Here is a 5,448-nt window from a genome sequence, read left to right on the forward strand (position 1 = left end):
CACATGGCGGCGATCTTCGCGGACACCTTGACCGCAAAGATCACCACCAGCGGATCACGCCACGCAGTTGATCAATTACCCAACACTTTCTCAGGCGGCCGCGCCGCCCTCCCAGTCGATGCCGATCTCGGCCAGCCAGGCGCGGTCCCGGGCGTCGACGGCCGCCGCCTCCCGGCCGGCCGCATCCTCCTGCGCCTCCCGGGCGTCCCGCGGCCCGCGGGCCGGCGGACGCGGGATCTCCTGGACCGGGCCCAGCCCGTACCGCTCGGCCGCCTCCGCGGCGGCCCGCTCGGCGGCGGTCGGCTCGGTGATCCCGATGTGCACGGCGGACTCGTCGCCCGCGTCCAGCACGGTGATGCCCGGGTCCGGCGGGCGGCGCAGCACGATCCGCCGCCCGCAGGTCGGACAGGACCACTCGTCGGCCCCGTCGGCCAGCCGAGCGGTCGGTCTCATCTGGTGGATCACCCGCATCCCGTTCACCCCCGTCCGGCCCGCGGCCGGGCCCTGTCTGGGGGATGCCCGCTCCCGGGCGGGCGCCAACCCGTCGAAACGCGCACAGTTGCACCCCGCGCGCTGCGGGGTACCCCCGTGCACCGGCTCCGCACGCCGGGAGGCGGGCGGCGGCGCGCTACTCCAGGAACAGCCCGCGGGCGGTCGCCGACTGCTCGATGGCCTCCAGCCGGGCCTCGGCGCCGGGGATCTCGTCGCACATGGTCTGCAGCAGCACCCGGCCGAGCATCATCGGCGCGCAGGCGGTGTCGAAGACCAGGCCGGTGCCGACCGCGGCCGGCAGCATCAGGTCGGAGAGCTTGGCGACCGGCGCGAAGGCGCTGTCGGCGACCGTCACCACCGTCAGCCCGCACTCGCGGGCGGTGATCAGGGCGTCCATCAGCTCCCGCGGATAGCGGGGCAGGGCGAAGCAGGCCAGCGCGGTGGCACCGGCCGAGGCGGCCTGCTCGATCCGGTCGGCCAGCATCGAGCCGCCCTCGTCCAGCAGCCGGACGTCCGGGTGCACCTTGGCGGCGAAGTAGGCGAAGCCGTGCGCCTGGGCCGAGGCGGCCCGCAGGCCGAGCACCGGCAGCGGCCGGGAGGCGGCGAGCAGCCGGGCGGCGCGGACGATCGGCTCCGGGTCGGCGAGCAGCTCGGCGAGGTGGCGCAGGTGCTCGATCTCGGCCAGCACCGCCAGCTGGTGCTCGTTGCGGACGGCGTCCGCAGGGGTCTCCGCGGCCGGCGCGGACTCCCCCGCGCCGAGTTCGCGCAGCTGCTTGCGCAGCGCCGGGTAGCCGTCGTAGCCGAGCGCGACGGCGAAGCGGGTCACCGACGGCTGGCTGACGCCGGCCAGCTCGGCGACCTCCACGCTGGACAGGAACGGCGCCTCGGTGGCGTGCCGGACGAGGGAGTGCGCGATCCGGCGCTGGGTCGGGGTGAGCCGGTGGCCCTCGAACAGCTGGAGGAGTCGGGCGGAGGGGCCCGCGGTGCCGGTCTCGTCCAGGGCTGTCATCGGCGGTTCCTCCGGGCTCGTGAGCGCTGCGCACCGTTGGCGGCGGCGGCTGGGACGACTGTCGCGCAGTCCTGGCATGCGGGCAACGGTGTTTCGCGGGTCGGGACGGCCCGCGCGGCCGGTACCGGGGTCGGGGCCAGGGTCGGCCCCGGGGTCGGTACCGGGGTCGGGGTCGCCCCCGGGGTCACCCCGAGACGGCCCTGACCCGTCCCCGAGATCGCGCTCCGGCGGTGGACCGCGGCCCGCCGAGGCGGCCAGGCTGGGGCCATGGACCTCTCGAAGGACGACCTCGCGCGCGACCTCGACGCCGCCGTGCAGACCCGCAAGGAGCTCGGCAAGGAGTACGAGGCGGAGATCGTCGACTCCTTCCTCGCGCGTCTGGACGAGCGGCTGGACGCCCGGGTCGAGCAGCGCGTGACCGAGCGCCTCGGCGCCGCCGAGCCGGTGCGGCGGCCCGGGAACCCCCAGTTCAAGGTGCAGGTGCTCTCGCTGGTGATGGGCATCCCGCTGTCCGCGATCGCCGCCGAGAGCGCCCGGCTGCCCGGCCTGATCGTCTGCTGGGCGGGCATCGTCGGCATCAACATCTCCTCCGCGCGGGCCGGCCGAGGCCGGGAGCGGCGGCGGGACGACCGGTACTGAGACCGGCCGTCCCGCCGGGACGTCAGCCCAGCGGGCCGGTGACCCGCTCGACCGCGGTGACCAGCGCGCCGGAGGCGACCAGCGCCGCGGCGGCCTCCAGGTCGGGCGAGAGGAAGCGGTCCCGGCCGGGGCCGCCGACGCCGGCCTCGCGGGCCGCGGCGATCGCGGCGGCGGTGGCCGGGGCGAGCGGGCCGCTGCCGCCCTCGGCGCGGATCTCCAGCGCCCGGCCGGCGGCGACCAGCTCCACGGCCAGCACCCGGGTCAGGTTGACGACCGCCTGGCGCAGCTTGCGCGCGGCCGACCAGCCCATCGACACGTGGTCCTCCTGCATCGCGGAGGACGGGATGGAGTCCACCGAGGCCGGGACGGCGAGCCGCTTGTTCTCGCTGACCAGGGCGGCCTGGGTGTACTGGGCGATCATCAGGCCGGAGTCCACGCCCGGGTCGTCGGCGAGGAAGGCCGGCAGGCCGTGCGAGCGGGCCTTGTCGAGCAGCCGGTCGGTGCGGCGCTCGGAGATCGAGCCGAGGTCCGCGGCGGCGATGGCGAGGAAGTCCAGCACGTACGCGACCGGGGCGCCGTGGAAGTTGCCGTTGGACTCGACCCGGCCGTCCGGCAGCACCACCGGGTTGTCGACGGAGGCGGCGAGCTCGCGCTCGGCGACGGTGCGGGCGTGCGCGACGGTGTCGCGGCCGGCGCCGGCGACCTGCGGGGCGCAGCGGATCGAGTAGGCGTCCTGGACGCGCGGCGCGTCGTCCTGGTGGTGGCCGGTGAGGCCGGAGCCCTTGAGCACGGCCAGCATGTTGGCGGCGGAGAGCGCCTGGCCGGGGTGCGGGCGGATCGGGGCGTGCAGCTCTGGGGCGAGCACCTTGTCGGTGCCGAGCAGCGCCTCCAGGCTCATCGCGGCGGTGATGTCCGCGGTGGTGAAGAGCTTCTGCAGGTCGGCGATGGCCATGACCAGCATGCCGAGCATGCCGTCGGTGCCGTTGATGAGGGCGAGGCCCTCCTTCTCCAACAGCTCGACCGGCTCGATGCCGGCGGCGGCGAGCAGCTCGGCGGCGTCCTTCTCGACGCCGTCGGGGCCGAAGGCGGTGCCCTCGCCCATCAGCACGAGGGCGCAGTGCGAGAGCGGGGCGAGGTCGCCGGAACAGCCGAGCGAGCCGAACTCGCGGACGGCGGGGGTGATGCCGGCGTTGAGCAGGGCGGCCATGGTCTCGGCGACCAGCGGGCGGACGCCGGTGCGGCCGGAGGCGAGGGTCTTCATGCGCAGGAAGACCAGGGCGCGGACGACCTCGCGCTCGACCACCGGGCCCATGCCGGCGGCGTGCGAGCGCACCAGGGAGCGCTGCAGCTGGGCGCGCAGCTCGGGGCTGATGTGCCGGACGGCGAGGGCGCCGAAGCCGGTGGAGACGCCGTAGACCGGGCGCGGCTCGGCGGCGAGCGCGTCGATCCGGGCGCGGGCGCCGGCCATCTCGGCGAGCGCGTCCGGGCCGATCTCGACCCGGGCGTTGCCGCGGGCGACGGCGAGGACGTCCTCGGCAGTGACGTCGGCCTTGCCGACCTGGACCAGTGGCGCGTCGGGGGCCACAGCACCGTGCATATCCATATGCACAATGAGATCAGGTGAATGGGAATCTGACAACCGCTGGCCGGGACGCGTTCTGCGGCCGCCGGGGACCGACCACGGCCAGGATTTCCGTCAGGACGGGGCGGTGCCGCAGGCTGGGCACAGCGGACACGGCATGCGGAGGGTCGATGGCACGGGCGACGGTACGGCGCCGGGTGGTCCGGCTGCGCGGCAGCGAGACGGGCGTGCGCCCGGACGCGCTCGCGGCCGAGGAGCCGCTGGAGATACGGCTCGGCGGCGAGCCGCTGACCGTCACCATGCGCACCCCCGGCCACGACTTCGACCTGGTCGCGGGCTTCCTGGTCGGCGAGGGCGTCGTCCACCGCACCGAGCAGTTGGCCGCGCTGCGCTACTGCGCGGGCACCGACGACGAGGGCGCCAACAGCTACAACGTGGTGGACGCGACGGTGCGCGGCGACGCGGCCCCGCTCTCCGGGCACCGCAACCTGCTCACCACCAGCGCCTGCGGGCTCTGCGGCCGGGACACCGTCGAGGCGGTGCGCACGCACAGCCGCTGGCCGGTCGACCGGGACGCCCTGCGGGTCTCCCCCGCCCTGCTCTACGCCCTGCCGGAGCGGCTCCGCGCGGCGCAGCGGGCGTTCGACTCCACCGGCGGGCTGCACGCGGCCGGGCTGTTCGACGCGGACGGCAGGCTGCTCTGCGCCCGTGAGGACGTCGGGCGGCACAACGCGGTGGACAAGGTGATCGGCTGGGCCCTGCGGGAGGGCCGGCTGCCGCTCGCCGGACACGTGCTGCTGGTGAGCGGGCGGGCCTCGTTCGAGCTGACCCAGAAGGCGGCGCTGGCGGGCGTGCCGCTGCTGGCCGCGGTCTCGGCGCCGTCCTCGCTCGCGGTCGAGCTCGCCGAGGAGCTGGGCCTCACCCTGGTGGGCTTCCTGCGCGGCGAGAGCGCCAACGTGTACGCCGGGGCGGAGCGGGTGGCGGCCGGCTGACGGGCCGCCACCCGGCGCTCCGTCAGTTCCTGCGGCGCATCGCCATCACCACGACGACGATGACGATCAGCACGATGCCGAGGATCACCACGCCGATCACGATGCCGGCGACCGTGCCGAAGAAGCTCTTCTTCTTCTTCGACTTGGACTTGGACTTCGCCACCTTGGTCTTCTGCTTGGACGCCGCCGGGGCGAGGGCGGGCGCCGCCGCCTGTCCGAGCGCGCCGGCCCGGGCCGGGGCCTGGGCGGGCGCCTGGGCCGGGGCCTGCTGAACGGCCGCCGCGGGTGCGGTGCGGGGCGTCGCCGCCGCGGCCTCGCCGCCGGCCAGCGCCGAACCGCCGACCGCCAGTGCCAGTGCGAGCAGTGCCCCCGCCAACTTGGTGTGCATGGTCCCTCCCAGGTCCCCCGATGCTGTCCGGCCACTGTCGCAGCCGCGGCCCGCGGGGCACAGCCCCCGGACGGGCCCTGTGGCCCAGCTGTGACGTACCCCGTGCGGGCCCGTCGCAGCCACCCCGTCGGATGCCCCGCCGCGACGGTTCCACTCCCCCGGGCGCGAATCCAGCGGCGCGGGTGCACCACCAGGGGCGCGCGGGGCCCCTGAATCGACCACCCGAGCTCCCCTGGGAAGCAGGCGCTAGTTGTTCTGACCCGTGAGGTTGGGGACGCGGCTGGCGGGTGGCTTGCCTGCGAGTGCGGTGTGTCCGCGGTGGTGATTGTAGGTGTGGAGCCAGTCG

Annotated in this window: 6 protein-coding genes and 1 pseudogene; 2 read left to right on the plus strand and 5 right to left on the minus strand. The window is 75.5% G+C overall.

What is annotated here, in order from left to right:
• Nucleotides 1-90 precede the first annotated feature (90 nt).
• A complete protein-coding gene (locus AB0O09_RS38535) occupies nucleotides 91-453 on the minus strand; it encodes a hypothetical protein (RefSeq protein ID WP_363550442.1) in 363 nt (120 codons plus the stop codon).
• A gap of 175 nt (nucleotides 454-628) precedes the next feature.
• Entirely contained in the window at nucleotides 629-1,501 is an 873-nt protein-coding gene (locus AB0O09_RS38540; RefSeq protein WP_363550444.1) for a MurR/RpiR family transcriptional regulator, read from the minus strand.
• A 267-nt stretch (nucleotides 1,502-1,768) separates the two neighbouring features.
• On the opposite strand from AB0O09_RS38540, the gene AB0O09_RS38545 reads away from it, so the two are divergent.
• Complete coding sequence (locus AB0O09_RS38545) at nucleotides 1,769-2,140, plus strand: hypothetical protein (RefSeq protein WP_363550446.1); 372 nt, start codon at nucleotides 1,769-1,771, stop codon at nucleotides 2,138-2,140.
• Between the two features lie 22 nt (nucleotides 2,141-2,162).
• On the opposite strand, the gene hutH is transcribed toward AB0O09_RS38545, so the two are convergent.
• The gene (gene hutH, locus AB0O09_RS38550; protein WP_363550448.1) at nucleotides 2,163-3,725 is read right to left on the minus strand and encodes a histidine ammonia-lyase; all 1,563 of its coding nucleotides are present in this window, start codon (nucleotides 3,723-3,725) and stop codon (nucleotides 2,163-2,165) included.
• 167 nt (nucleotides 3,726-3,892) lie between these two features.
• Between hutH and fdhD the strand changes: the two genes are divergently transcribed.
• Nucleotides 3,893-4,714 carry a formate dehydrogenase accessory sulfurtransferase FdhD gene (gene fdhD / locus AB0O09_RS38555; protein ID WP_363550451.1) on the plus strand — a complete coding sequence of 274 codons (822 nt, stop codon included), beginning with the start codon at nucleotides 3,893-3,895 and terminating at the stop codon, nucleotides 4,712-4,714.
• Between the two features lie 22 nt (nucleotides 4,715-4,736).
• On the opposite strand, the gene AB0O09_RS38560 is transcribed toward fdhD, so the two are convergent.
• Together AB0O09_RS38560 and AB0O09_RS38565 are read right to left on the minus strand one after the other, a co-directional pair.
• Complete coding sequence (locus tag AB0O09_RS38560) at nucleotides 4,737-5,102, minus strand: hypothetical protein (RefSeq protein ID WP_363550453.1); 366 nt, start codon at nucleotides 5,100-5,102, stop codon at nucleotides 4,737-4,739.
• 246 nt (nucleotides 5,103-5,348) lie between these two features.
• A pseudogene (locus tag AB0O09_RS38565) lies at nucleotides 5,349-5,448 on the minus strand (IS481 family transposase); the annotation flags it as partial.

This window comes from Kitasatospora sp. NPDC093679 (assembly GCF_040683455.1).
GTDB classification, from domain to species: Bacteria; Actinomycetota; Actinomycetes; order Streptomycetales; family Streptomycetaceae; genus Kitasatospora; species Kitasatospora arboriphila.

What these genes read in the sequence shown, in the direction of transcription:
- AB0O09_RS38545 (WP_363550446.1), top strand. Translation starts at nt 1,769, where the DNA reads ATGGACCTCTCGAAGGACGACCTCGCGCGCGACCTCGACGCCGCCGTG.
- AB0O09_RS38540 (WP_363550444.1), bottom strand. Translation starts at nt 1,501, where the DNA reads ATGACAGCCCTGGACGAGACCGGCACCGCGGGCCCCTCCGCCCGACTC.
- fdhD (WP_363550451.1), top strand. Translation starts at nt 3,893, where the DNA reads ATGGCACGGGCGACGGTACGGCGCCGGGTGGTCCGGCTGCGCGGCAGC.
- AB0O09_RS38535 (WP_363550442.1), bottom strand. Translation starts at nt 453, where the DNA reads ATGAGACCGACCGCTCGGCTGGCCGACGGGGCCGACGAGTGGTCCTGT.
- AB0O09_RS38560 (WP_363550453.1), bottom strand. Translation starts at nt 5,102, where the DNA reads ATGCACACCAAGTTGGCGGGGGCACTGCTCGCACTGGCACTGGCGGTC.